The organism is Streptomyces sp. NPDC057638 (genome assembly GCF_042800315.1).
In the GTDB taxonomy this organism is placed as follows: Bacteria; Actinomycetota; Actinomycetes; order Streptomycetales; family Streptomycetaceae; genus Streptomyces.
Genome location: NZ_JBHVHF010000076.1, coordinates 1 through 24,867, shown reverse-complemented (window position 1 = coordinate 24,867; position 24,867 = coordinate 1). Strand labels below are relative to the sequence as shown.

At 68.2% G+C, this 24,867-nt stretch carries 26 protein-coding genes and 1 pseudogene; 13 read left to right on the top strand and 14 right to left on the bottom strand.

Annotated features, from left to right (window positions below):
- From ACFVIM_RS13710 to ACFVIM_RS13700, 3 genes are all read left to right on the top strand, one after another.
- Positions 1-410 (top strand): FG-GAP repeat domain-containing protein (locus ACFVIM_RS13710; RefSeq protein ID WP_384300895.1); only part of this gene is annotated, 410 nt, incomplete at its 5' end.
- A gap of 108 nt (positions 411-518) precedes the next feature.
- Positions 519-974, top strand: a complete 456-nt coding sequence (locus tag ACFVIM_RS13705; RefSeq protein ID WP_384300894.1) for a hypothetical protein — start codon at positions 519-521, stop codon at positions 972-974.
- A 301-nt stretch (positions 975-1,275) separates the two neighbouring features.
- Positions 1,276-2,016: a GYD domain-containing protein gene (locus ACFVIM_RS13700; RefSeq protein WP_384300893.1), complete on the top strand. Its 741-nt coding sequence runs from the start codon at positions 1,276-1,278 to the stop codon at positions 2,014-2,016.
- 210 nt (positions 2,017-2,226) lie between these two features.
- Here ACFVIM_RS13700 and ACFVIM_RS13695 read toward each other — a convergent pair whose 3' ends face one another.
- Positions 2,227-2,712 (bottom strand): hypothetical protein, encoded by a 486-nt coding sequence (locus tag ACFVIM_RS13695; protein ID WP_384300892.1) that lies wholly within the window; start codon positions 2,710-2,712, stop codon positions 2,227-2,229.
- Positions 2,713-2,787: 75 nt separating this feature from the next.
- Here ACFVIM_RS13695 and ACFVIM_RS13690 point away from each other — a divergent pair, with 75 nt between their 5' ends.
- Genes ACFVIM_RS13690 through ACFVIM_RS13670 form a run of 5 tightly spaced genes read left to right on the top strand, consistent with a single transcriptional unit; the run spans position 2,788 to position 8,097 of the window.
- Positions 2,788-3,591, top strand: coding sequence for an SUMF1/EgtB/PvdO family nonheme iron enzyme (locus ACFVIM_RS13690; protein ID WP_384300891.1), 804 nt, complete (start codon positions 2,788-2,790; stop codon positions 3,589-3,591).
- Positions 3,592-3,606: 15 nt separating this feature from the next.
- Positions 3,607-4,401, top strand: a complete 795-nt coding sequence (locus tag ACFVIM_RS13685; protein WP_384300890.1) for a phytanoyl-CoA dioxygenase family protein — start codon at positions 3,607-3,609, stop codon at positions 4,399-4,401.
- Complete coding sequence (locus ACFVIM_RS13680) at positions 4,398-5,567, top strand: formylglycine-generating enzyme family protein (RefSeq protein WP_384300889.1); 1,170 nt, start codon at positions 4,398-4,400, stop codon at positions 5,565-5,567. The genes ACFVIM_RS13685 and ACFVIM_RS13680 overlap by 4 nt, the downstream gene beginning before the upstream one ends.
- Before the next feature lie 50 nt (positions 5,568-5,617).
- The gene (locus ACFVIM_RS13675) at positions 5,618-7,225 is read left to right on the top strand and encodes an ABC transporter substrate-binding protein (protein ID WP_384300888.1); all 1,608 of its coding nucleotides are present in this window, start codon (positions 5,618-5,620) and stop codon (positions 7,223-7,225) included.
- Complete coding sequence (locus ACFVIM_RS13670; protein ID WP_384300887.1) at positions 7,210-8,097, top strand: class I SAM-dependent methyltransferase; 888 nt, start codon at positions 7,210-7,212, stop codon at positions 8,095-8,097. The genes ACFVIM_RS13675 and ACFVIM_RS13670 overlap by 16 nt, the downstream gene beginning before the upstream one ends.
- Here the strand turns inward: ACFVIM_RS13670 and ACFVIM_RS13665 are convergent.
- The 3 genes from ACFVIM_RS13665 to ACFVIM_RS13655 form a co-directional block, all read right to left on the bottom strand.
- A complete protein-coding gene (locus ACFVIM_RS13665; protein WP_384300886.1) occupies positions 8,066-8,512 on the bottom strand; it encodes a pyridoxamine 5'-phosphate oxidase family protein in 447 nt (148 codons plus the stop codon). The genes ACFVIM_RS13670 and ACFVIM_RS13665 overlap by 32 nt on opposite strands.
- Before the next feature lie 12 nt (positions 8,513-8,524).
- Positions 8,525-8,836: a hypothetical protein gene (locus ACFVIM_RS13660; RefSeq protein WP_384300885.1), complete on the bottom strand. Its 312-nt coding sequence runs from the start codon at positions 8,834-8,836 to the stop codon at positions 8,525-8,527.
- A gap of 69 nt (positions 8,837-8,905) precedes the next feature.
- Positions 8,906-9,346, bottom strand: coding sequence for a hypothetical protein (locus ACFVIM_RS13655; protein ID WP_384300884.1), 441 nt, complete (start codon positions 9,344-9,346; stop codon positions 8,906-8,908).
- A gap of 234 nt (positions 9,347-9,580) precedes the next feature.
- On the opposite strand from ACFVIM_RS13655, the gene ACFVIM_RS13650 reads away from it, so the two are divergent.
- Positions 9,581-9,832, top strand: coding sequence for a hypothetical protein (locus ACFVIM_RS13650; RefSeq protein WP_384300883.1), 252 nt, complete (start codon positions 9,581-9,583; stop codon positions 9,830-9,832).
- A 125-nt stretch (positions 9,833-9,957) separates the two neighbouring features.
- Here the strand turns inward: ACFVIM_RS13650 and ACFVIM_RS13645 are convergent, their stop codons facing one another.
- Entirely contained in the window at positions 9,958-10,590 is a 633-nt protein-coding gene (locus ACFVIM_RS13645; protein WP_384300882.1) for a hypothetical protein, read from the bottom strand.
- Positions 10,591-10,843: 253 nt separating this feature from the next.
- Between ACFVIM_RS13645 and ACFVIM_RS13640 the strand changes: the two genes are divergently transcribed.
- Positions 10,844-11,398 (top strand): DUF4262 domain-containing protein, encoded by a 555-nt coding sequence (locus tag ACFVIM_RS13640; protein ID WP_384300881.1) that lies wholly within the window; start codon positions 10,844-10,846, stop codon positions 11,396-11,398.
- A gap of 16 nt (positions 11,399-11,414) precedes the next feature.
- Here the strand turns inward: ACFVIM_RS13640 and ACFVIM_RS13635 are convergent, their stop codons facing one another.
- Positions 11,415-11,576, bottom strand: coding sequence for a hypothetical protein (locus tag ACFVIM_RS13635; protein ID WP_384300880.1), 162 nt, complete (start codon positions 11,574-11,576; stop codon positions 11,415-11,417).
- A gap of 164 nt (positions 11,577-11,740) precedes the next feature.
- On the opposite strand from ACFVIM_RS13635, the gene ACFVIM_RS13630 reads away from it, so the two are divergent.
- Positions 11,741-12,022 carry a hypothetical protein gene (locus tag ACFVIM_RS13630; protein WP_384300879.1) on the top strand — a complete coding sequence of 94 codons (282 nt, stop codon included), beginning with the start codon at positions 11,741-11,743 and terminating at the stop codon, positions 12,020-12,022.
- A gap of 181 nt (positions 12,023-12,203) precedes the next feature.
- Here the strand turns inward: ACFVIM_RS13630 and ACFVIM_RS13625 are convergent, their stop codons facing one another.
- Complete coding sequence (locus ACFVIM_RS13625; protein ID WP_384300878.1) at positions 12,204-12,764, bottom strand: hypothetical protein; 561 nt, start codon at positions 12,762-12,764, stop codon at positions 12,204-12,206.
- 455 nt (positions 12,765-13,219) lie between these two features.
- Positions 13,220-13,741: a WD40 repeat domain-containing protein gene (locus tag ACFVIM_RS13620; RefSeq protein WP_384300877.1), complete on the bottom strand. Its 522-nt coding sequence runs from the start codon at positions 13,739-13,741 to the stop codon at positions 13,220-13,222.
- A gap of 551 nt (positions 13,742-14,292) precedes the next feature.
- On the opposite strand from ACFVIM_RS13620, the gene ACFVIM_RS13615 reads away from it, so the two are divergent.
- Complete coding sequence (locus ACFVIM_RS13615) at positions 14,293-15,780, top strand: serine/threonine-protein kinase (protein ID WP_384300876.1); 1,488 nt, start codon at positions 14,293-14,295, stop codon at positions 15,778-15,780.
- A gap of 210 nt (positions 15,781-15,990) precedes the next feature.
- On the opposite strand, the gene ACFVIM_RS13610 is transcribed toward ACFVIM_RS13615, so the two are convergent.
- Entirely contained in the window at positions 15,991-16,149 is a 159-nt protein-coding gene (locus ACFVIM_RS13610) for a hypothetical protein (protein WP_384300875.1), read from the bottom strand.
- Positions 16,150-17,048: 899 nt separating this feature from the next.
- Here ACFVIM_RS13610 and ACFVIM_RS13605 point away from each other — a divergent pair.
- The gene (locus tag ACFVIM_RS13605) at positions 17,049-17,246 is read left to right on the top strand and encodes a DNA-binding protein (protein ID WP_358879794.1); all 198 of its coding nucleotides are present in this window, start codon (positions 17,049-17,051) and stop codon (positions 17,244-17,246) included.
- Between the two features lie 660 nt (positions 17,247-17,906).
- Here ACFVIM_RS13605 and ACFVIM_RS13600 read toward each other — a convergent pair.
- The 5 genes and pseudogenes from ACFVIM_RS13600 to ACFVIM_RS13580 all read right to left on the bottom strand — a co-directional run.
- Positions 17,907-19,430 carry an aldehyde dehydrogenase family protein gene (locus tag ACFVIM_RS13600; RefSeq protein ID WP_384300874.1) on the bottom strand — a complete coding sequence of 508 codons (1,524 nt, stop codon included), beginning with the start codon at positions 19,428-19,430 and terminating at the stop codon, positions 17,907-17,909.
- 187 nt (positions 19,431-19,617) lie between these two features.
- Entirely contained in the window at positions 19,618-21,183 is a 1,566-nt protein-coding gene (locus tag ACFVIM_RS13595) for a GMC family oxidoreductase (RefSeq protein ID WP_384300873.1), read from the bottom strand.
- Positions 21,184-21,218: 35 nt separating this feature from the next.
- Entirely contained in the window at positions 21,219-22,940 is a 1,722-nt protein-coding gene (locus ACFVIM_RS13590) for an APC family permease (protein WP_384300872.1), read from the bottom strand.
- Positions 22,937-24,406 (bottom strand): aldehyde dehydrogenase family protein, encoded by a 1,470-nt coding sequence (locus ACFVIM_RS13585; protein WP_384300871.1) that lies wholly within the window; start codon positions 24,404-24,406, stop codon positions 22,937-22,939. The genes ACFVIM_RS13590 and ACFVIM_RS13585 overlap by 4 nt, the downstream gene beginning before the upstream one ends.
- 121 nt (positions 24,407-24,527) lie before the next feature.
- Positions 24,528-24,867: pseudogene (locus tag ACFVIM_RS13580) on the bottom strand (transcriptional regulator); the annotation flags it as partial.

Sequence of the window (24,867 nt, the reverse complement as noted above, 5' to 3'; positions counted from 1 at the left end):
CCACCGGTAAGGTGAAGTGGTCGGACCAGGGCTTCATCGCCACCGGCTCGGCGCAGTGGACGGGGGAGCAAGTGCGGTTCGCCGACATCAACGGTGATCAGCGTGCGGACTACCTCGTCCTGGACGCCAACGGTGCCACCCGCGCCCTCCTCAACACTCCCGACGCCACCGGTAAGGTGAAGTGGTCGGACCAGGGCTTCATCGCCACCGGCTCGGCGCAGTGGACGGGGGAGCAGGTACGGTTCGCCGACATCAACGGTGACCAGCGTGCGGACTACCTCGTCCTGGACCCCAACGGCGCCACCCGCGCCCTCCTCAACACACCGGACGCCACCGGCAAGGTGAAGTGGAGGAACCAGGGGGTCATTGCCACTGGCACCGGTAGCCCCGCCACCCGCGTCCGCATCTAACCCGCACACCCCGGGCCGCAACGGCGCCGCACGCCAACCCTGATGGGCCCTGGTACACCGCCGGGGCTCCATCGCCCAGTCCAAGCAGCGACGTCGGTGGAGGGTGTGATGACGATGTTGGCCAGGCGCGATCCGTTCGCCGTCGCGCGGATCGACACGTGGATGGCCCGCGCGCTCGCCGACCGCTCCGGTGCCCTGGCCGACGACACGGTCCGGACAGCGGTTCTGGCGGCGCTGCCGGACTGGGTGAGGTCTCATGCCGCCCTCCTCCAGGCCCTCACCACCACACGCCCCAGCCCCTCCGCACCTGGCGTCGGGGAGGAGCTGGCGCTCGTCGGCGAACCCGCGCGAGGCGTGCAGCCCCGAAAGCGACCGCACGCCTCGCGCGGTGGCTCGGCGCACCAAGCTGACCTCCGCCGCGCCGCTACGACTACTGGCCCTGCTGGGCCCAGGACCGGCCACTTCTCCTCCAGCACCACCGCGCTGGCCAACATGCTTCCTCAGCCCATGGGGACGCCGCAGGATACGAGACACATACTGCGGCGTGTGATTCCACGTAACTGATAGAAACAGTGTCTACGGCTCCTTCGCCCAGGGGCAGCGCGACGGCGTCTTTCCCCAGCTCAACGGCCTGCTGCGGGAGCTGGTGCGCGAGCAGGACACTCGGCTGTCAGGCCATGAGCCCGACATCGCCCAATCAAGTTCAGCATTCAGGCAGGGTGTGCCGGTGCAGGGGGTCTCGAGTGGCGCGTGGTGGACCTCAGAGTCAAGATTATTAGTGGCGCCGTAATTGTGAAGGGCGCGAGGGGATGATCATCGATCAGTCGCAATGGGAAACGGAAAATTCGGTTAAGGGAGACGGTGAATGAGCCTCTACCGGGTCGATATGGCAGACAGTGTCCAATCTGTCCGGGCGAGGATCCGCGATCCCCGTGATCGGTCGCGCGACATTGCGTCGTTGATCGAGCAACTGGGAGGGACATTCCATGATGCCTGGGTGACGCTCGATGACTTCGACACAGTCATGATCGTTGAGTTGCCCAGTGATGTCTCGGCCAACGCGCTGTGGAGTGTGGTCAAGGCGAGTGAGGCCGTCACGCAAGTCCGTGTTCAGAACATCATCAGCCTTGAGCAGCATGTCGAAGGTCTGAAGCAGGCACTGGCGGTCGACTACACGCCGCCTCAGGGCCCCACCTGGGACAAGAATGCACCTGGGACGGTTGCCGATTTCGAGCGCGTTGCTCAACCAGAGTTGGCCGACGGCAGCGACTACATGGTTTGTGTCGCAGACTGTAACCCTGAATCGATTAGGGCGATGCTGCGCGCACCGCATGACCGCACACCAGCCGTAACCTCTGTTATCCACCAGCTTGGCGGGCAGTTTCGCAAAGCGTGGATCACGCTGACCGAGTACGACGCCTGCATGATCGTTTCGTTGCCTGACGATATCGCCGCGAACGCGCTCTGGAGTGTGCTGAAGGCGGGCGAAGGTGTCGTCAAAGTTCGCGTCCAGAGCGTGGTGAGTCTGGATGATCACGCCGAGGCGCTAAGGCGAGCCGCTCAAGTGACATACACACCACCGCAAGGCGCGACCTGGGAGAAGTAGGGCCGCTTGAGGTCGCGAACGGAAGGAGCCCACGATGTCGGCTGACATAAAGGCAGGGCCTGTACCGGTATCGCGAGAACGCGAGACCAACCTGTCGTACCTGCAGAAATGGCGGGCGGCTCAGGAGGCGCGCAAGGTGCGGGTCTACTCGCCTGCTCCTGAGAAGTGGTGATCCGGTCGGCGTTCGACGATATCGCGCGATCGCTGAGTTCAGAGCACATCCGGTACCCGAACGATCTGCTGAGCGGTCTGTCTGCTCTCACAGCGTGGCTGGCGGCGACTGGATGCAATGACGTCGACGAGGTAGCCGCGTTCGGTGCCATGCATCCCTCGCCGTGGGTCCGGCGAACGGTTTTCCGTCATCTGGCGGGCAGTCATCCAGACGAGGAAGCGACCAGTGAACTGGCCCGCTGGCTCACACACGACTTCGATGACGTCGTCGCTTTCGAGGCCATCAGTTTCTGTGGTAAGAACCGGCTGCGCCCGGCTCTCCAGGACTTGCTGGTGATCGTGGGATCGGCGAGCGAACGCCTGCGCGGTCGAGGTGGCAAACCGGTTGGAATCGGGCACGCCGTTGTTCTGAGGGCGGTCGAACAGATCACGGGCAGTGATGACCCCGCTGTGATCAAGGCTGCTGAGGTGCAGTTGTTCCCAGGTGGCCGGGCATCGATCGAGCGGGGGCGAGGGACCGGCCACGACCATCCTCCACGAGCTGGCGGCGAGCGGCCGCATGCGCACCGGTGCATGCGACGCGTTCAGGGAGGTCCAGTCGTGCCGGGCCCACCTCCTGCGTTCAACCCGGACGACCTCCTGTTCGACTGGGGCGAGGCCGATTCTGATGCGATCGAAGACTCGGATCGCGAGTGCGGGAGCTTCAACCTGGACGAGTATCCCGTGACCGCCGCCGACTACGACCGCTTCGCGACAAGCGAACCTTCCCTGAGCCATGCGTTCTGTCATCCGGCGGAGCCGGCGGGAAAGATACATATGCGCAACACTGTGCTTGACCACAGAATCGGCCCGGATCATCCCGTGACCGGTGTCGACTGGTTCGACGCCTACTCCTACGCGGTGTGGCAGGGCAAGCGGCTACCTACCGAGGTCGAGTGGCAGCGCGCTGCGCAGGGTGACCAAGCGTGGGCCTACCCGTGGGGCGATGTCTTCGATGCGTGGCGCGCACACTGTCTGGCGCCCCCGCGAGAGCGGGGAGCCGACGCCGTGCGGGCCTGGCGGTCGGCGCTCCTGGCCTTGGTGGACGGCAGTAACCTCCAGACCACGCGACCGGTTGGCGCCACCTGCAGCGCTTCCCAGTACGGCATCTGTGATCTGAGTGGTAATGCGTGGGAGTGGACCGCGACCGCCTTCTGGGGCGGCCTGGTCACGCCAGTGGACATGGGCCGGGACGCGATCGAGATCGTCTATGACCCTCGCTCGTACGCGGTGCTCAAGGGAGGCGCATGGACGTCCCTGCCCGAACAGGTATCAGGTGCATTCCGGGGCCGTGACCTTATCCTCGACCGTCATTTCGAGATCGGTTTTCGCTGTGCCTGTGACTGCCCGACAAGCGCCTACTAGCAAAGGGGTACGGCCTTGGCAGAGCTTCCTGCCTTCCGTTTCGGCGGACGGGTCACTGACGCCGAGCTGGCCTTCTATGAGGAGTACGGCTTCATTGTGTACCGGGGCATGGTGGCGTCCGAGGATGTCGCCGTGCTGTCGGAAGATGCTGAGCGCTATCAGCGTCGCGTGCTTGCCGGCAGTGTCGCAAGAGACCATGTCGATACGGTTGCGCCTGTCACCAGAGACGAGGACGGCACGCCCAAGCGGTATCACCGGCTGAATTACTTCACCCAATACTGCGAGCGTTCACGCGATATCCTCCGCACAGAGCAGTTTGCCCTCCTGGGCCGAGCCTTCGCAGGTCCGTCATGCTGGCTCCTTGAAGACACCATGAATGGGGTCGTCTGGCAGTTCAAGACAGGTGGGACGTCCTCCGCCTACAGTGCGATCCGGTGGCACCTTGACTTCCCGGCCGGGCATCCGCTCTCTCCGGTTGTCACGGTAGGCATCTACCTGGACGACTCGACCCGGTCGAACGGCTGCCTCGCGGTCATCCCGAAGTCGCACCGGTACCCGATCGGCGTCTGTGGTCCCGAGCCTGTCTACCTGGAGGTGGCCGCAGGAGATGTGATCTGCCACCACGAACGCATCTACCACGGCTCAGATCCGATGCGTGATCCATCCGGACACCGAGCCACGATGTACCTCTACTTCTGTGCGGGCGCCTACCCCGGCCACGGCCTGCCCTTCGCTGACACGAAGCGGTTGAAGTCGGTGCAGAGAATCTTCGTTGGTTCCGGTGAGCAGGGGATGGAGCCAGAGCGGTGAACACGGTGGAGCTGTTCCGGGCCCTGGACGCAGTGAATGGCCCCTCGATGAGTGAGCAGGAGCTTCGATCCCTCACCGAAATGACGGTCGACGCGCTCGGCGACCACACAGAGCTGTGGGATCAGTTCTACGCCCTCGTGGCGATGCACCCGGCGGCCGCGGTGAGGCTGGTCGGCCTCGAGTGCGCTGGCGCCCGGCGGGGAAGCGACAGTGCGCGAACCAGCTTGGTCTGCTGGCTGCTCCACGATCCACACGATCTCGTTGCCATGCTCGCCGCATCCATTGCGGTCCGACAGACGCTGAGGGCCGCCGTGCCCGAGCTGTTCGCCGCGCTCGGGAATTCCAGGGCCGGGCTGAAGCGGATGGTGTCCGTGCGTACCGACTTGCGCCAGGACCTGATGGCAGCGGCGCTGACGACACTGCTGGAGACGGCGGACAACCGGGTCGCGCTGGAGCGGTCACTGCTGTCGACCGGCTATGACCGGGCGCAAGAGGCATCTCATGTCATCGTCGACGTCGAGGACATGGTCGGGGTTCCAGGCACGGACCTCCTCGTGGACGCTGCGCCTGTGACGGTGTCACGTTATGAGGCATTCCTGCGCGCCGTCGACGAGGTCGGCCACGCCTGGTGCCACTGGGGGGAGCCGATGTCGTACGGTCATCAACCGTGCGGCCTCGGCCAGCCGGAGGCGCCACGGTCCGGTGCGGTTACCGGCGTCTCTTGGTTCGATGCGTTCGCCTTCGCTGGATGGGCAGGAAAACGACTCCCGACATCGACTCAGTGGCGACAGGCCGTCGCCCCCGCCAGTGAAGGGGCAACGCGAACCTCAGTGCCGGTCTCAGTGGGGGTCGATGCGAGTTTCGACATGCTGGACGAGTGCCTGCGCCTCCTGCTGCACGGCTCAGCTGTCGAGACCGCGCCGGGCACCGAACAGTGGGAATGGACCAGTTCACGCCACCTCGACAACGCCGAGCTCAACCCGTTTGTGGGCCGGCGCGACCACTTCCAGACCATCGGCGACTGGACGATGTACGCCGTGGTGCACGGTGGGATGGTGCTGTCGTCGCGTGTCCGCCCTGACCCGTCCTACCGGGGCCGAAAGCATGTGCTGCACAAGTCGCAGGAGGTGTCGTTCCGGTGCGTAGCCGACCGGCGGGACGGGTGAGGTCGCAGCTGGCACTCGGTCGCCAGGCTGCTCCGGGGACCGAATTCGTGGTGGCCGCCTTCGACGATGTCCAGACATCCGACCCTCACAGGGCGTACGAAACCGGGAGTCGCAACCTGGTCGCGAACGTCTACGAGACACTGTTGGACATCGACCCCGAGACAGGAGGGCTCCGGCCGAAGCTGGCCAGCCTGACACCCTCGAATTCTGCAGCAGATGAGCCCGTGTATCGCTTCCGAATTCGACCCGGAGTCTTGTTTCATGACGGCTCACAGCTCACCACGGGTGACGTCGTCTATTCGTTGCGGCGACTGCTCCTGCTGGGTACAGGGGCGGGCGTTTTCTGGAGGGAGGCGTTGCTCGGCCGATCGGCGGCGAACCCGGCACGCAGGGACCTGGTGGCAGCCGCCAAGCGCATCGGGGCCGAGGGAGATACGGTCATCGTCACGCTTCCGCTCCCCTACTCACCCTTCCTCCAACTCGTCGCCACCTACGCCTACATCCTGCCAGCGGCCTGGTGCGCCCACTCCGGTGATTGGTCCGGCTCTCTGGACGAGGCACCGCCGGAGCACTCGGCCTCGGCCGTAAGCGAGACGGCCAACGGCACCGGACCTTACCGCCTCGCCAGCTGGAACAGGTCCGATCGCACCCTGCGGTTCCGGCTGTTCGCCGACTACTGGGGACCGTCACCACTGGTCGAGCACATTGTTTACACCTCGGTTGACGACCGTCTAGAGCGTGAAGCGGCCCTCATCGAAGGAACAGTCGACTTCGCAGTGTGCCAAGGGGAGTCCGTGAGCCGGCTTGGCCACGGCGCCGGTATCCACATCGCCGAGTCGTCGGCCGAATGGTCTGTCAACCCCCTCGGGCTGCTCTCATTCGACCTGGCACACGACCCTGACGTCCTCGGCTCTGGTGAGTTCTCCCCGTCCAGCATGCCCAGTGACGCATTGCGTGACCCGCATCTACGAGCCGCGCTCTCGCACTGTTTCGACCACGATCGGTTCGAACGTGAGGCCCTGGCTGGACGCGGAATTCGGCATCACGGGCTGTTCCCACGGACGGCTCTGCCTAACGGTCCCAGACCGCCCGATCGGTACGATCTCGCGATGGCCCGGAAGCACCTGGAGAAGGCCGCAGATGGTGCCATCAAGAGCAAGGGCGTACGGATCGTCAGCTACACCCATCGGGGTAATCTCGCACGAGAACAGGCCGCAGACATCCTCGCCGACGGGTTCAACCGGCTTCATCCGTCGGTCCGCCTCGAGGTGCGTGCTACAACGCTTCAGGATCTGATGGATCGGCTGGAAGGTCGGCGCTGCCCGATCGGCTGGATCGGCTGGGCCAGTGACTTCTGCCACCCGCATGCCAGCGTGAGCCCATTCCTCGCCTCGGCCTGGCCACTGGCACGGGGACTTTCCATCGCTTCACCAGGCACCGAAGCGGCGGTCGAGGCCGCACTGCGAAGCCAGGATGAAACAGCCGCCCAGCGAATCTACCAACAGCTCGCGCGTACGGTCGTCGACGAACGGCTGATGCTCTTCGTACCCAGCAAGGTCAATTACCGGGTATACCGCTCAGCGTGGTCGGGCATCGACTTCGTCGGCGGGCGTCCGAACGTACTCGACTTCGCGAGGTTCCGATGGAACACATCCTGAAGCCGACCGCGGCGGCCCAGACGGATCTGCCGAGACTGTGGGAGGCGAGACGTCTGCCAGAGGATCCGGCTGCGCTGGCCGACGAGCGTTACCACGACATTGTCGCGGAGACATACGACGACTGGGAGGGCACCCCCTGGATGGCCCACGCGGAGGCGTGGATCGTCCCGTGGATGGTTGGCCACGTTCGCGGCGGGATCGCCGTCGACCTCGGTACGGGAACCGGGAGGATTGCACAGGCGCTGGCGGAGACGGGGTCCGTAGAGGTCATCGCCGTCGACCGGTCGCGGCGAATGCTGCAGGCTGCACTGACCAAGACCAAGGGCCTCCCCGTGCTCGCACTGCGCGCCGATGCCGCCGAGTTGCCCATCCTGGACGCCACGGTGGATGCCGTCACGTGCTCTGGCGTCCTCCACCACATGGAGGATCCGCGGCGTGCCATCAATGAGGTGGCACGGGTGCTGCGGCCGGGCGGACTGTTCGTCATTAGGGAGCCGAACGCAGACTACCCGGCGGAGTGGTTCGCGCCCCTGGAGCGCATGGCCAAGACCGCGCACCGTCGGCGGCTCGCCTCGCCGACCACCGAGAAGTGCGAGGTCAGCGCCCCGAGCGAGCATCCGGTGTCGCCCGCCCTGCTGCGCGACTGGCTCAGTACGATGTTTGTTCCAGAGTCAATCGGATCGGCCAAACTCCTCGCCTCCCTGAGTCTTCCCGTGGGGACGCGGGGCGAACACCTCTACTACCGGCTAGCGAACTTGGCCGACCGCGCCTGTGTACTGAGACTGCTGAGGGGGCGCGGATCACTGGTATTGGTCGTGGCCCGGCGCACCGAACGAATGCTCACGCATCGAGCCACCGGCCGGCGCGCATGATGGTCCGTCCTGGCAGCTCGATCTCCTCGCGCCATGCCAACACCCGCCGAGGTTCAACCACCAGGCCGACATAGCCCGGGCTGGTGTGGAGATCCCAGCCGAACTTCTCCGCATAGCGATCCAGCACCTTCTGAGGCATGGCGTCCAGGGCGAACATGGATGGCGCTCCGTCGACGAGGACAACATCCCTTGTCACCCCGAACGCCAGCCGGATCTCCGAACCGGACCGCGCGTTGTCGGCGGTGCGGCTGCGATCTGGGGTGGAAAGGTAGAAGAGGCCGCCGAGCCAGACGAAGGACAGCGGAATCAGGTGGGCCCTGCCCTTTTCGGCCGTGGCCACCCAGCAGTCGAGATCGGCTTCGAACCTGGCGAGAGAATCGGTGATCCGCTGTGAACTCGGGCGAGGAGCCTCCATGTCGTCATCCTCTCACCGTGCGGTCAACACGTGCGGCAAACTCGCCAGAACCACCGCGATCGTCGAGCTCCTCCTGTCCCACCTTAAAGTCGAGCAATGGAAGATCCGGGGACAAGCGTGCGCGCACCACTCCCGGTAGGGCTCGGTGCGTACCGGTGCGGGCAGCACACGGTTGCTGGAGGCGGTGATCTGGCGTGCCGCCCGCTCGATGTCCGCCAGGCGCCCCAGGATGCGGCCGTTCAGGGGCAGCTCGTCGAGTACGAGGCCGATCATGCGTTCGTACGCCTCCAGCGCCAGGGCGTGCAGTTTTTCGGATATGCACATGACCGTGGCCTGCCCAGGTCAGGAGCGTAGCCACCCCAAAGGATCGGCGCAGACGGCCAGGAGCTCCGCTCACTGCCGAGGGCAGGACTTCACGAAGGCGAGCGCGTCGAGCGCCGGCTCGCCCGCCGGGCTCGCCTCGAACGCGAACGTCTTCAGCAGGTCGGGAAGGAAACGGGCGATGGTGTTGTAGCGGGCGGCCAGCATCTGTTCGGCGCCGTCGTCGGGCTCCTGGGCCAGCACCTTGACCGTCTCCGCAGCGGTGTGGAACGGGGCCACGTCCATGGCGTCGAGGACGGCACGGATGTCGCCGTCTGGGTCGGCGGCCGCGCCGCACACGGTGACCCAGGCCGTGCGGAGCAGGATCGCCGCGGCGTCCAGGTCTTTGAGGGTGCGCAGCCGGTGCTTGGTCATCTTGGTGTCGGAGGAGCGGATCAGGTCGCCCATCACCAGGTCGAACACCTCGACCGCCTCGTCGGCGGCGATCTGCGGCATCACCGCGGCGAACGCCACCAGGGTGGCCAGGCGCCGCTGGTCGGCGAGGTCACAGACGGCCTGGGCGCGGGTGGCCCGCGTGAAGCGGACCAGAGACTGGAGGCGCCCCGGGGGTATCGCGGCCAGATCTCAGCCGGCACTGCGACGCTCGGGGGGCGCCCCCGCGACCGGTCGTGTCCGGCTGGTGCGATGATGGAAGTGGCCGACTGTCTGGGCGTGTTGGTGATGTTCACTAGCGAAAGCGGTGGGGTCATGGTCTCCGAATCTGACGACAGCGTGGCGACCCTCTACGGCCCCGCCTCGGTCTTTTTCGGTATCGCGGCGCTGATGGCCGCGGTGTTCGCCGCCTTCATCGGGGTCGGCGTCCCGGTCCTGGCGGGAAGCCTCGCCCTCACCTTCGCTCTGCTCGGCATCGGCAGCGGAAGGAACCGGAGGCAGTGCATCGTCGGCCTGATCACGGGCTCTGTTGGCGCGCTCGTTCCGCTCGCCCTCGCTCTCGCCTGACCAGCCCCCCCGATACTCCTGAGCGGCCTAAGCGATGGCGGTCAGCCGCGTCAGTCGGGCGGACCCTCTCAGGCCTCTGGGCTCGTCGGCAGACCCGCGCCCCCGGGGTGCCGGGACGGTGGTGGTTACGCGGGGCTGTGACGGCGCCAGCGGATGCCGGTGGTCTCCTCGGCCGCCGCCCGCAGAGCGGTGATGAGCTGGCCGCCGGGGTAGGTGGCGAACTCGCGGTAGCGGGGTGGGTAGCGGCGGTAGTAGGCCGACCAGTAGCTCACGGCCCGCCGCTCGGTGAGGGTGAAGAAGGCGGGGTTGGCGGCGAGGAACGCCCCGTACCGCATCCGCTCGGCAGAGCCGGGCTCCATCAGCCCCGGCAGGGCCCGCAGGGTGGATTCGATGATCTCCACGACGTACTCGCCGCCGAGTTGGATCACGAACGGCACCACCGAGGGCTCGTCCGAGCGGGCGAAGTGTTCGAGGTGACGCTGGCGGACATACCCGTCGTGATGCCGGGAATAGAGGCAGTGCAGGATCAGCCGCTGCCCGTCGGTCAGAGCCGCCACCGCCTCCTGGTCCGGCTCCGGGTGGTACATCCGGGTGGGGAGGGTGAGCGTCTCCTGCTCGACCGTCACCTCAAACCAGCCGTGGACCGGCGAGGAGGCGGGCGGGAGGACGGCCAGCACAGCGCGCGCGTCATCGGCGACATGGGCGGGGAACGCCGCCACGAGGGGTCCGGCGGAATACGGGGTGGAGGGCTGTGGCATCGGCTGATCCTAGACGCAGACCCCGATGGTGCGCCCCCGAGTATCGACGGGGCGGCTGGCGAAACGGGTCCGCCGGTCCATTCCCGGCATGGTTCAGGAGGAGGCCGCCGGGAGTGAGGGGCACGCGGGACGGGCCCCTGCCAGCCCCGGTCTGCGCCACGGCCCCACGTGCGGTGCGGTACCGCTCGCACCCGCGTGCGGTGATGGTGTCACGTGGGGGCGGGGGATCGCTCGCCCCGGATAGGGTCACGGCATGCTCCGTGATGGTTGTACCTGCCGCTGTGTGATCTGTCATGACTACGGCGACCGGGACGCGGCCGATCCGATGGACCGGCGCACGGTCGAGCAGATTCAGGAGCACGGCTGGAGCGTCGTGATGGTGCCGGCCGATGACGAGGGGCCCGCCTTCGCCTACACGATCGGACTCTGGCACACCCACACGGTCCCCGAACTGGCCCTGTTCGGGCTCGACATCCACACCATGCACCACCAGCTCAACACCCTCGGGCACGCCGCCGTCGGCGGAGCCGTCCTGGACAGCGGCACGGAGCACCCCGGCATCGTCCCGGAATACCCGGTTGTCCTGAAGACGGCTGATCTGCGCTGGTACCGGCAGTACTTCGGGCGTGCCATCGCCTTCTACCGGCGCCCTCCGTTCCCCGTCCTGCAGGTGGTGTGGCCCAACCCGGCGGGCCGGTTCCTCTGGCAGCCGGGCATCGGCGAGCGCTACCAGCAGTCCCAGCCGCATCTGTGGCTGAAGCCGGTCGAGCACCCGCAAGGGCCATGGGCCCCGCCCGCGACGGGTTGAGTTGGACTGCGGCCGGTCACCGCGGGCCGGGATCCCGTAGGGTTCCGGCCGCCTGGATGGTCAAGGTGGTCGCGCTGACGGTGGTGAAGTTGGTGCCCTCGGGGCCATCGGCGAGGGAGCGGACAGAGCCATGGTGACGAGCGAGGGCGAGACGCTGGGATCCAGTGGCGATGCCCATCCGCAGACGATGCGTTCGTCGCGGCTGAAGACTATCTGGCTAACAGTTGCCGGTGTGACCGGCCAGTGTGGAGTGGGCACGCAGGCTCCGGCGCGGCTCTGGACACCGGCCAAGTTCCACCCTCTCAGTGTCAGCCCCCTCGATAGCTCGTAGCATGGCAGCCCATGAGCATGCCTCGTTTGCCGGATGGATGGACCCTGGAGCGTCTGCGCGCGGTCTCGGGAGACGCGGACGCCCGCCCGCTCGGCTGTGACCGCACGGTGGTCGTCGACGACAGCCGCAGTTCCTGTGTCCCGCTGCAACCGGACATGATTCTCGCCTTCCACGACCTGTGTCTGGTGCACGATGACGGCGACTGGTACATGGGCCGCCTCAACCCCGACAGCTCCATCACCTGCTGGGCGTCCTACGGCACCAGCCTCCGCGACGCGATACGGGCCCTGTAACCCGCCGTGCCCAGTGGACTTAGCGCCGCCAGGGCGGGCGTCTCACGGCAGCATGGTTCGGGCGGGCGACAGGCGTGTTCCGGCCGGGATAGCGCGTGCGTCACTGGTCGGTGAGGGATCCTACCCAGCGCAGGGTCGGGCGGCGCCGGACCACGCCTGGAGGTGCGATACGGCATCGTCGTCAGCTGGTGCCAGGCGGTATCTGGCCCAGGACGGCACGGAACCGTTCCTGCCCCACCGCGACGCTCGCCTCCCATAGCCCGGCGATGTCACCGCTGACGGACAGACGCTGCAGCCGGTACTCCCCCTGCCCGAACAGCTCACTTCCCAGACTCTGATCTAGCATCTCCATCGCCACGAGGACTGCGTGGCCGCAGGACACCGCGTCCCGCGCGCTCCCCGAGTTGTTCGCCGCCAGGGCGTGGCGCAACGCGAGAACGGCGGGAGCGGCGTAGGTGTCGGCGACCGAGGTGACCGGCTCGTCGCGCGGTCGCAGCTCGGGGAAGCGCTCCACGATACGGATGCGGTCAGCGGCGTCCGTGAGCACGCGGTCGGCGAACCACAGGTCGCGCCGGCACTGTGCGTACAAGTCCCGGTCAGCTTCCCGCTCCGCTACAACCGCCCGCACCCCCAGGAACAGCGGCGCCATCCGCTCGACACAGGCTGCCACGTACACGCGGATCGTCTCACCGCCCGTTCGCCACAAAACCCCGGCGACGTCTTCCTCGACCAGCACTCCCATGTCCCGCGCCCTTCCCGTGCTGCCTTTTGCGAGGGGCATTCTCGCAGGGACGCGTCGGGATCCGCGGTGGCATCCTCCTGGCTGGACAGCTCGCGGAACCTGGCGCAGCGGAGGGCTGGGTATCAGCGGTGCCTGACGGAGTATGCGGTTCGCTGAGCGTTACCGGTTACCGGTGGCAGGGACCGTTGTCGGCTGCTCACGGTGCCCACCTCGGGCGATGCCGCTCACCGGCATCGGCGCGGAGCGCAGGCCCGCACCGGTTACGGACGGCCACGATGCGTGGTCCTCACGGCCGCCGTGCGCAACGCGCCGGACCGCTCCGGTGGCCCCTGTGCCGGACGGCCCTCCAGAGAAGGACCGGCTCCCGGGCCGCCTGAAGAGCCGTGATGCGCCCCACGCGGCAGGCGGGCCGGCACCCGTTGATGGCCGACCCGATCCTGGTCTGGGCGGCGGGGTCAGCAAGGGGGTGGTGCGGACGCTCCAGCCAGATACTGGGCGTGTTCGGCCGGGGTGAGATCGCGGTCCAAGGTGCGGCAGATACGGGCGAGCGCCTGGACGGGGGTGGGCAGGGCGACGTTCGAGGTGCGGGCGGTGGCGGTGGTTTCGTGGGTGCTGACGGTGGTGAAGGTGGTGCCGTCGGGGCTGTAGGCGAGGGAGCGGATGGGGCCGTGGTGGCGGGTGAGGGTGGCGCGTTGGGTGCCGGTGGCGGTGTCCCACCAGCGGACGATGCGGTCGTGGCCGCTGGTGGCCAGGGTCCGGCCGTCCGGACTGAAGAGCATCTGGGTGATCTCGTCATTGTGACCGGTCAGGGTGGTACGGAGCTTTCTGCTGTGCGTATCCCAGAGGCGGACAGTCCGGTCGGGGCCGGTGGTGGCCAGGGCGTGCCCGCCGCGTAGTGCGCGCGCCGCGCCATCTCCCGGTACGTGATCCCGCCCACCTCGTGCCGTAGCTGGTAACTCGTGCGCGAACCGCTGCACCGGACCTGCCTCCGGGGCGACCGGTATCTCCCGACGCCCCACCACACATCACCCCGTATTGTCCGGACCGTCTGATGCCACCGCGGGTTGTCCGCAGGCGACGTCTCCCACTGAACTGGGTCCCCGATTGTCTGGACAACCTCGTCCCAGCCGACCAGACAATCGAGCGGCGGTGCCCTGGCGTTCATAAGGGCCGCCCGCGGGCGGTGGGCTGACCATCAGGAAGAGTGTCCCGCGCGAGCTGGCCCCGGCCCGCGCGGACCGCCGCGTCCAGGAACTGGCCCAGTGCGGTCAGATCCCGGGCCCCCGCCGATCGAGTATGCCCGGAGGCCGACCGCGCGCCCTCTGCCACCTCGCCCAGGGAGGCAGGCGCGCGGGCGGTGGTGCCTGAGGTCGATTCCCTGACCCTGGAGTGCCGCTCCGTCCTGCCGGGGCATGGCTCTGTGGACACGATGGCCGGGACGGATGGTTGTCCGTGTTGTTCCAGCGGGCCGCGGTAGCGTGACCGCCGGGGTTGGACCCTGGTACGTCGTTGGGAGGGGGAGGGCGCGGTGACATTGAGCGAGGCGGATCCGACGTCGGTGGGTGGCTACCGTCTGGTGGGCCGGCTCGGTTCCGGGGGCATGGGCGTCGTCTACCGCGGTCAGTCGGACTCGGGGCGCCAGGTCGCGGTCAAGCTGGTGCACCAGCAGTTCGCGGACGAGACCGAGTTCAGGGTCCGGTTCCGTCAGGAGGTCGACGCCGTACGCCGGGTGAGCGGCGCGTTCACGGCCGCGGTGATGGATGCCGACCCGGACGCCCCACACCCCTGGATGGCGACCTCCTATGTCACCGGCCCCACACTTGCCCAGCGGGTCACCGAGGATGGCCCGCTGGGGAGCGCGGAGTTGTGCACGCTGCTCATCGGTCTCGCCGAGGCGTTACGGGACATCCACCGGGCCGGTGTGGTGCACCGCGACCTCAAGCCCGCGAACGTCATCCTGTCCGGCGAGGGTCCCCGCGTCATCGACTTCGGCATCTCCCGCGCCGCCGACCGCCAGCACATGACGACGACGGGCCGGGTGATGGGGACCCCGCCGTTCATGTCGCCGGAGCAGTTCCGCGCGCCCAAGGACGTCGGACCCGAGAGCGATGTCTTCTCACTCGGCGCGGTCCTCGTGTACGCGGCGTGCGGGCGTAGCCCGTTCGAAGCGGACAGCCCGTACGTGACCGCCTACCGGGTCGTCCATGAGCCGCCGGACCTGGGCGCATTGCCCGCCCCGTTCCACGAGGTCGTCACGGACTGTCTCGACAAGAGCCCGTCGAAGCGGCCTTCCGTGACCGAGTTGCTGACCTGGTCGCGTGAGTTCACCGCAGGCCGTTCCGCCGCGCCGGCTGCGACCTCCGTGCCCGACTCCGGCACGCACCGGTCGCGTCGGCGCCGTGCGCTGATCACCGCGGCCACGATCGCCGCGGCGATGGGAGCGGGGATCGCGGCGCTGCTCGCCTCCGGGCTGCCAGAAGGGACCCGCGACAGCCCGGAGAAGGCGCCGCGGGCATCGTCACCCGCCGCGGGCTCGCGCGCATGGCGAGAAGCGCGCCCCAAGATCGCCCCGGGCGTCGCCCTGGCATCCCAGTCGTACCCGAGGCACGCCGCGGCGCTCGCCTTCGACGGCCTCGACTACACCTGGTGGGGAACCGGTGTCTCCGGGGTCGGCCAGGGCCAGTGGATCGAGGCACGTTTCCCTCAGCCCGTCCGGCTCCAGGATCTGATCATCACGCCCGGTACGTCCCCTCAGGCCACCCGGCTCCCCGCGTCGGCCCGACCGCACCGGCTCACCGCCACCATCTCCACCGCCACGGGTAAGCCGGTCGAACGGCGACTGACGCTCGCCCCAGGGGCGGGAGGCCAGCACCGTGCCTTCCCCGTGGAAGGGGTCACAGCGGTCCGCTTCACCATCGAGTCGGCCCACGGCGCCTCGGAGACCAAGCAAGTCGCCGTCGCAGAGATCGAGTTCTTCGGCCGACCGGTTTCGGAGGACATCCCTCCTCCCCTGTAGCGACTTCGCATATCAGTCAGAGGCGTTATCCTCTCGGCGCGAAGCGCGTCCGCGTGTTCCCCCCCCCCACAACATCAGCAGCCGACCCTGCTCCTTAGACGTCAGCTCGTCTTGGACGTGGAGCAGCCGCGTTCTGGGGCCTGACCGGGGCAGCCACGGTACGGAGACCGCTTCGGGCGGCCCGGCGTGTGCCGTGGCGCCCGGGCGGGCTCAGTCGTTCTGCGGTGGGACTCCGGGGCGGAACTCCACCAGCGGGCCGTAGGAGTAGCGCTTGCCGTTGACGCTGTCGCCGGTGGCGGTGTTGCCGGTGACCACGGCGTTGGTCACCTTCGAGTCGAACCCGCCCTCGCTCACACTGATCCCTGTCATGACTCCCCGCCCCGTCTCTCGTCCACCGGCCGCCCCATGTGAACAGTCGTGCAAATACGGGAGCCCAGCCCGTGAAGCGGTCCATCCCAGAGCTGGAAGATCACTGTCGCCCGCCGGGCGGGGTCTCCTTCGCCGAGCATGACTACCCGCCCGTCAGCGTTGGCGATCGGTGCCGCGGCTGCGGCCTGGCAGAAGTGGGGCTGACCTGGTGACCAGCCGGGAACAGGAACGCCTGCTGGCAGAGGCCGCGGAGTTGGAGAGCCGCGTGCCTCCGCTGTCGGCCGGTCCGCGTACAGAGCACGAGCGCCTGATGGTGGAGCGGGCGGCCGAGCTGCGACGGCGGGCCGACGTCTACGTGCCCGGAACCTCGGGGGCGCTCCGCGAGCGCCTTTTCAGAGGAGTCTCTGTCGTATTCGCTTACGGCAGACGGGGAACACCCGGAAGGGACTTGAAAACCCCTCATGGGTAAGTCAACCTATGACATCCCGATGGCGCTGGCGGCTTGGCTGATGTCCCGTAGATGAAGGAGCAGCAGCTCAGCAGAGGTCCATTTGAGCCTCCCTTGCAGAGTTCCTTGTCCTGTTTTGTGGGGTGCTGTTCCTTCGCGCGGGAATTCTACTCAGCACCCGAGTTCTCTGGCCTGCCAAATGATGCGCCAACGATGAAGCAGGGCACTGTACAGCCGACGATCACCGGTTCGCCAAACCGGGACTCCTCCGGATCGTTGATGGAGTTCGTGAGGGTTCCGCTTGGCGGTGGAGCCGTGCGGGTGTATGCCCGATGTGCGAGTGCTGTATCGGCAGCTCCGGCATCTTCTGCACGCTTCGTGGCGAGGTGCCGCGGGACTCCGTCGATGGCCTACATGTCGCGCCCACAGCTGATATCTACGGAAGGTACCTATGGCCCGTCCCCCTGCACTCAAGCTTGCCGATGTGCTTGCGGAGATCCGTATGAGCCCGTCTGCGTTCTATCGCCTCCGAGCCCGGGGTGATGCTCCTCGAATGATCAAGCTTCCGAATGGTGAACTACGCTGCCGTCGTGCCGATCTCGACGCGTGGTGGGCTGCGTGCGAAAGGGAAACGCCTGAATGGCGATGAGCTACAATGTCCGATTCTGGGAAATACGCGAACGGGCCGGCCGTAAACGAGGATTCGAGGTCCGCTGGACCGTCAGCGGATACGAGAAATCCGATTCCTTCAAAACTAAAGGACTCGCGGAGAGTCGCCGTGCCAAGCTGATGACCGCAGCCAGGGACGGCGAACCATTAGACCCCGGGCCGGCCTGTCTGCCTCTGAACTCCGCGCACTGAAACAGCGCACCACCTGGTACGGACTCGCACGGGAATACATCGAACAGCGCTGGGACCTGGCCCCCCCCGGCAACATTCGCCGAACTCTTGCCGACGCATTCGCCACGATCACCCCCGCCCTGGTGGAGTCCGGAGCCGCCTACCATCACCCACGCGTCCTCCGTCGAGCCCTGTACTCATGGGCCTTCAACAAGAGATCCCGGAAGGCTGAGCCCTCGGAGGAGTGGCAGACAGCACTGCTCCATGCGTCGCTGGGAGGGCGCCACGGAGGCCGATGAGGGCGAGTTAACCGACTGCTGGCCCGGAATGGCCCCGGAACGGCTGGTCAGAGGTGGGATGCAGGTGGGAGAAATCGGGAGTGACGCCGATTCTCGGCCCGCCGCGTAGAAGCGCGCCATGAAGGGCGCCTGGCAGGGAGAACCCCTTTTCAGGCGCCCTTTTTTCATGCCTAGAAGAAGCCGACCTTCTTCGGTGAGTACGACACGAGGAGGTTCTTCGTCTGCTGGTAGTGGTCCAGCATCATCCGGTGGGTCTCGCGTCCGATGCCCGACTGCTTGTATCCGCCGAAGGCCGCGTGCGCGGGATAGGCGTGGTAGCAGTTGGTCCAGACCCGTCCCGCCTGGATCGCCCGTCCGGCGCGGTAGGCCGTGTTCATGTCGCGGGTCCAGACGCCCGCGCCCAGGCCGTAGAGGGTGTCGTTGGCGGTGCGCATCGCGTCGTCGAAGTCGGTGAAGGAGGTGACGGCGACGACCGGGCCGAAGATCTCCTCCTGGAAGACGCGCATCCGGTTGTCGCCCTCGAAGATCGTCGGCTGGACGTAGTAGCCGCCCGCCATGTCACCGTCGTACTCCAGGCGCTGGCCACCGGTGAGGATCTTCGCGCCCTCCTGCTGGCCGATGTCCAGATAGGAGAGGATCTTCTGGAGTTGGTCATGGGAGGCCTGGGCGCCGATCATCGTGTCGGTGTCCAGGGGGTGGCCCGTGGCGATGCGCTCCGTGCGGGTGATGGCCGCGTCCAGGAACTCGCTGTAGTGGCCTCGCTGGATCAGGGCGCGCGAGGGGCAGGTACAGACTTCGCCCTGGTTGAGGGCGAACATGGTGAAGCCTTCGAGGGCCTTGTCGCGGAAATCGTCGTCGGCGGCCCAGACGTCGTCGAAGAAGACGTTCGGTGACTTGCCGCCGAGTTCGAGGGTGACGGGTTTGATGTTCTCGGAGGCGTACTGCATGATCAGGCGGCCCGTGGTGGTCTCGCCGGTGAAGGCGATCTTCGCCACGCGGGAGCTGGAGGCGAGGGGTTTGCCCGCCTCGACGCCGAAGCCGTTGACGATGTTGAGGACGCCGTCGGGCAGCAGGTCGGCGACCAGGCTCAGCCAGTAGTGGATGGAGGCGGGGGTCTGCTCGGCGGGCTTGAGGATCACCGCGTTGCCCGCCGCCAGGGCGGGCGCCAGCTTCCAGCTCGCCATGAGTATCGGGAAGTTCCAGGGGATGATCTGGCCGACGACACCCAGCGGCTCGTGGAAGTGGTAGGCGACGGTGTCGTCGTCGAGTTCGCTGAGGGTTCCCTCCTGGGCGCGCAGGGCGCCGGCGAAGTAGCGGAAGTGATCGATGGCGAGCGGGATGTCGGCGTTGAGGGTCTCGCGGATCGGTTTGCCGTTCTCCCAGCTCTCGGCGACCGCGAGGGCCTCCAGGTTCGCCTCCATGCGGTCGGCGATCCTCAGGAGGATCCCGGCCCGTTCACCGGGGGCGGTCCGGCCCCAGGCGGGGGCCGCCGCGTGGGCCGCGTCGGGCGCGCGCTCGACGTCCTCGGCGGTGCCGCGGGCGATCTCGGTGAAGGGGCGGCCGTTGACCGGGCTCGGGTTGTCGAAGTAGGCGCCGCGGGCCGGGGGGACGTACGCGCCGCCGATCCAGTGGTCGTAGCGGGACTGGTACGAGACGATCGCGCCCTCGCTGCCCGGCGCTGCGTAGCGGGTCATGTCCAAGCCTTCCGGTGCGGGCGCCGCCCACCGTTGGACGGCGCTCACGGCGAGGCTAGGAGCCGGGACGTTGCAGCGGGGTTGCGGCGTGCTGGGACGCGTGGGGGCGTGCGATCCCCTGCCCGCGCGCCGTGCGCGCCCGCGCCCAGCGCCACGTACGCGCCGGGCGCGGGCCCCGTTCCGTCCTTCAGGGCGACGACGTGATCATGTCGGCGCACTTCTCGCCGATCATCATCGTCGTGATGCAGGGATTGACCGTCGTGAGGAACGGCATCACCGACGCGTCCGCCACGCGCAGACCGCGCACTCCCTTGACACGCAGCTGGGGGTCGAGCGGGGACATGGCCTCGTCGGGGGAGCCCATCCGTACCGTTCCCGCCGGGTGGTACACGGTGTTGTGGGTCTCCCGGACATAGGCGAACAGCTCGTCGTCCGACTGGGCGGAGGGACCCGGGGCCAGTTCGGGTCCCGTCCAGCCGGCCATCGCGGGCTGGGCCGCGATCTCCCGGGCGAGCCGCAGACCGTGGGTCATCACCCGGATGTCGTGCTCATGGGTGAAGTAACGGGGGTCGACCCTCGGCTTGTCGCGGAAGTCGCGGGTCCGCAGGCGGACCGTGCCCATCGAGCGGGCGCGGGTGACGTTGGGAGTGAGGCAGAAGGCGTTCTCGCTGGTCGGATAGCCGCGCCGGTAGGTGTTGAGGTCGAACGGGACCGAGCCGTAGTGGAACATCAGATCCGGCCGGTCCAGGCCCGGTTCGGTGTCCGCGAAGATACCGATCTCCCACCACTGGGTGGAGGAGGTGGCCATGGGGCGCTTCGCCTCCCACATGATCACTCCCTCCGGGTGGTCCTGGAGGTGCGACCCGACTCCGGGGGAGTCCACCCGTACCGGAACGCCCGTCTCCCGCAGATGGGCGGCGGGGCCGACGCCCGAGAGCATCAGGAGTTTCGGTGAGTCGATCGCCCCGCAGCTGACGATCACCTCACGGCGCGCGGTGATCGTCCCGGAGTGGATCGTGTCGGGCGCGAGGTACTCGACACCCGTACAGCGGCTCTCGTCGTCGATGAGCAGGCGCTTGGCCTGGAGGCCGGTACGTATGTGGAGGTTGGGGCGGTCGAGTACGGGATGGAGATACGAGACAGAGGCGGATGCCCGCGTTCCGTCGGGAGCGGAGTTGATCTGGAACCAGTGGGCGCCCCGCAGCACGGTCGTACCGCTGTTGAACGGCGTCGTCGGGATACCCACCGCCGCGCACGCCTCCAGCAGCGCCCGGCCACAGGGGTCGCGCGGCGGGACGGTACGGATGGTGACCGGGCCGGTGCGGCCGTGGTGGTCTCCGGGCGCGTCGTTGGTCTCGAGCCGCTGGTAGAGCGGGAAGCAGTCCTTGGCGCTCCACCCCTCACAGCCCAGCGCCGCCCAGGTGTCGAGGTCCTCGGCGGGGGCCCAGAAGGCGATGCACGAGTTGTGTGACGAGCAGCCGCCGAGGACCTTGGCGCGGGCGTGCCGCAGGAAACTGTTGCCGTTGTCCTGCGGCTCGACGGGATAGTCCCAGTCGTAGCCGGACTCCAGCAGAGCCATCCACCGGTCGAGCCGGAGGATCGCCTCGTCACCGACGTCCGACGGCCCGGCTTCCAGGACGCAGACGCGGACACCGGGATCCTCGGAGAGCCGGGCGGCGATCACGGCACCGGCGGTGCCGCCGCCGACCACCACATAGTCGTACGCGGGCAGGGGGCCGCTCTGTTCGGACATGACACTCCAGGGGAGGGGGTACGTACGGGGGCTGGTCAGGAGGAGGCAGCGGGCTCCGCGGGCTCCGCGGGGGAGAGGGCCCGGTGCTCGGCGAGGACGCCGGTGCGACGGCGCTGGACGAACCAGTAGTAGGCGAAGCCGCCGACGGCGACCGCGCCGATGAACAGGAAGGCGCCCCAGCGCAGATACCAGTGCTGCTCGCCGGTCGCGTTGTAGACCTCGGCACGCGGCCAGGCGAGGTTCACCGACATCGCCACGCCCCACAGCACGGCGACGGCGTTGACGGGCAGACCCCAGCGGCCCAGGGAGAACCGGCCCTCGGCCGCCACCCAGGTGCCTCGGAGCCGCTGGATCAGCATGGGCACGGTGACCAGCAGATACGCCAGATAGATCATGATGATCGCGATGCTGGTGACCACCGAGAAGATCTGCGGCTGGTTGACGTTGAGCAGCAGGATGAGCACGCCGACGACGCCGATGAGCACCGCGGGCGCGACCGGGGTGCGGAAGCGGGGGCTCACCCGGGACAGGAGCCGTGCGGCGGGCAGGTTGTTGTCCCGCGCCATGGCGAACATCATGCGGGTGCCCGCCGCCTGGACCGCGAGCACACAGACGGTGATGGCGACGACCACACACCACAGCACCATCTCGCCGACCGTCGACCCGAGAGCCTCCAGGACGACGTACTGGAGGCCACCGGCCGACAGTTCCTCGCTCGCCAGGTCCGGCACGGCCATCAGCGCGAACAGCAGGATCAGCCCGCCGAGGACGAAGGACGCCACCAAGGCGCGGAGGATGGCGCGCGGGGCGTTGCGGCTGGGGTCCAGGCTCTCCTCACCGAGGGAGGAGGCGGTGTCGAATCCGTACATCACGTACGCGGAGGCGAGGGAGGCGGTCAGGAACGCGCCGAGGTAGCCGAGCGAGCCCGTCCCGCCCAGGCCCTGGGTCTCGGTGAGGACCTCGCTCGGGCCACGGGTGACCTGGGCGGCGAGCAGGATGATCAGGGCGACGGCGGCGATGAGCTCGATGAAGACGCCCGCCGAGTTGATCCGGGCCATGAGCCGGACGCCGAAGGCGTTGACGAGGGTGGAGAAGAGGATCAGGGCCGAGCCCAGGAGAACGGCGTTGGCGGCGGCATCGGACGGGCCGGAGCCATCGCCGACGAACTGGAACCAGTCGTCGATCCGCGGCAGCGTGATCTGGTAGGCGAGCGCCACGGCCGCGAGCGTCACCATGGTGGCGGTCAGCATCATCCAGCCGCCGAGCCAGCCCACATGGGGGCCGCCGAGAGTCTTGGCCCAGTTGTAGACGGAACCGGCCACCGGGTAGCGGGCCGCCAGCTCGCAGAAGCAGAGCGCCACCATGAGCTGGCCCGCGAAGACCAGGGGCCAGGACCACCAGTAGGAGGGGCCGCCGAAGCTGACGCCGAAGTAGAAGAGCTGGAAGGTGCCGGTGAGGATGGATATGTAGCTGATGCCCGCCGCGAAGGTGTGGAAGTTGCCGAGGGTGCGGGTGAGTTCGGGGCGGTAGCCGAGGAGGCCGAGTGCCTCGTCGTCGTGGCGTTCCGCCGCGTCGCCCGTATGTGGCGTGCCGTGGGGTCTGGTGGCGCTGTGCGGGGCGGTACCGGGGTGGAGGGCCTCGGACCGGGGGCTGGGGCCGGGAGAGCCTGAGGAGCCCTTCGCCGCCTCGTGCGGGGTGCCTTCGTCAGGGGCGCCCTCGTGGGGAACGTCGGGCGGACCGGCGCCGGTCGGGGTCACGCGAACCACCCCTGCGGGCGGGGGGCGAGATTGTGCCAGAGGTGTTTGGTCTCCTGGTACTCGGCGAGACCCGCGGGGCCGAGTTCGCGCCCGATGCCGGACTGCTTCATGCCGCCCCACTCGGCCTGGGGAACATAGGGGTGGAAGTCGTTGATCCAGACCGTTCCCGCGCGCAGCCGGGACGCGACCCGCCGGGCCCGGCCCACGTCACCCGACCAGACGGCTCCGGCCAGCCCGTAGACGGTGTCGTTGGCGAGCGTCACGGCCTCGTCCTCGTCGCGGAACCGTTCCACCGTCAGCACCGGACCGAATGACTCCTCCTCCACGACGGACATGTCCGGGGTGCACTCGTCCAGCACGGTCGGCGGATAGTAGAAGCCGTCCGCCAGCGCGGGGTCGTCCGGCCGCGCGCCACCGCAGCGCAGGACGGCGCCCTCGGCGATCCCCGCGGCCACATACGCCTCGACCTTGTCGCGGTGGGCGGCGGAGATCAGCGGACCGGTGCGGGCGGCGGGGTCGAAGGGGCCGCCGAGCCGGATCGCGCGCGCCCCGGCGACGACCGCGTCCACGAACCGGTCGTGCAGCTCGTCCTGGACCAGCAGCCTCGCCCCGGCCGAACAGACCTGCCCGGAGTGGAGGAAGACGGCGGTGAGCGCGTAGTCGACGGCGGTCTCGACGTCCGCGTCCGCGAAGACGATGTTCGGGTTCTTGCCGCCGAGCTCCAAAGCCACCTTCTTCACGGTGGGCGCCGCGGCCGCCATCACCCGCCGCCCCGTGGCCAGGCCGCCGGTGAAGGAGACCAGGTCCACCCGGGGGTCCTCGGTCAGTGGCGCGCCCACGGACACGCCCGCGCCGAGCACCAGGTTGGCGACGCCCGCGGGCAGTCCGGCCTCCGCGAGCAACCGCATCAGCAGGATGGCGGTGTGCGGCGTCAGCTCGCTCGGTTTGAGGACGAACGTGGTGCCCGCACCCAGCGCCGGTGCCACCTTCCAGGCGGTCTGGAGCAGGGGATAGTTCCACGGCGTGATCAGGGCGCAGACACCGGCCGGCTCGCGTACCACCCTGCTGTCGATCTCCGGGTCCCCGGTGTCGACGACCCGGCCGCCGTCCTCCGCGGCGGTGAGGGCGGCGAAGTGGCGGAAGCAGCGGACGACGTCCGCGATGTCGTACTCGCTCTCGACGAGTCGCTTGCCGGTGTCGAGGGACTCGGACCGGGCCAGCGCGTCCTTCTCACGCTCGATCAGACCGGCGACGCGCGACAGGAGTGCCGCGCGCTCGGCGGCGGGTGTACGCGGCCAGGGACCCCGGTCGAAGGCGTTCCGCGCCGCGAGAACCGCCGCCTCGACGTCCCGGGCACCGGCCTCGTCCACCGTCGCGACGAGCGTGCCGTCGGCGGGACAGCGGATCTCCCGTACCCCTCCGTCCCGCGCGGCGGTCCAGGCGCCGTCGATGAACAGCTCCGGCATGGGGTGGCTCCTTGAGGTCTCGAACAGCGGGGGCATGTGCACCCCTGCCCGGGTCCGGGCGGTGTACTCCCCCGGGATCCATGCCGGTGACGGGCGTTCCCACCAGCGCGCGGACCGGTCCTCACAGCCCTTGCCACGCGTCCAGTTCACGCACCCGGGCCAGCGCGGCGGAGCGCTGGGAGGCCGGGAGCGCTGACGCGAGCGCCCGCCACACCGCGAGGTCGTCCTCGCCCCAAGGGCTGTACGCCCAGTCCGCCAGCAGCGCCGGGTCCGCGCGGACGAGGAGAGCCGTCCGCAACTGGTCCGCCAGACGGCGCCGCAGCTTGGCCACGGCGGGGGCGTGCGAGGAGGGCAGCAGCGGCCCGGCGTACGCGCTCATGGCTCCCGTCACGGACCCCGACGCCAACCGTCGTGTCACCGTGCCGAAGTCCGTGTCCACCGGCTCGGCCAGCCGGTAGGGG